We start from the raw sequence: 563 nt of genomic DNA, 5'->3' as shown, positions 1-563 counted from the left end.
TTGTGGTCCGTGAGAGGATGTCGAGCGGCGCTCAGCTGGACCTTGAGCCGATCCGTCGTTTCAGGCGGTCGAAGAGGGCCGACAGCCCGTTCGGTTCCGCGATGAGGAAGATGATGATGAGCGCGCCGAGCACGATGCGCTGGCTCATGTCGAGAACACCCGAATCGAACAGTCCGCCAAACAGGAAGGCGCCAAGCCGCGACAGGATGAGCGGAAAGATGACGATGAACGCCGCTCCCAGAAAGGCGCCGCGTATCGAGGCCAGCCCGCCGATGATGATGATGAACAGGATCTGGAACGAGCGGTCGAGATTGAAGCCGGCCGGCTCGACGGTGCGCAGATAGGTGAAGGCCCACAGCACCCCGGCGACGCCGATGATGAAGGACGAGATGGCGAACGCGAGCAGCTTGGTCTTCAGCACAGGGACGCCGATCACCCGCGCGGCGGTTTCGTTGTCGCGCACGGCGATGAAATTGCGGCCGGTCGCGCTGTTGACCAGGCGCCAGACGAGCGCCGTGAGCACGATGACCGTGGTCACCGAGAGCAGGTAGCGGCCCGTCGCC

At 64.1% G+C, this 563-nt stretch carries 1 protein-coding gene; it reads right to left on the bottom strand.

Annotated features, from left to right (window positions below):
• Positions 1–31: 31 nt before the first annotated feature.
• Positions 32–563, bottom strand: a 532-nt coding sequence (locus NKH90_RS34735) for a branched-chain amino acid ABC transporter permease (protein WP_352823852.1), incomplete at its 5' end; no start/stop codon positions are given.

This window comes from Mesorhizobium sp. M0898 (genome assembly GCF_040319695.1).
In the GTDB taxonomy this organism is placed as follows: domain Bacteria; phylum Pseudomonadota; class Alphaproteobacteria; order Rhizobiales; family Rhizobiaceae; genus Mesorhizobium.
Note: the sequence above shows the minus strand (reverse complement) of the source record. Positions and strands in the feature narration are given on the sequence as shown.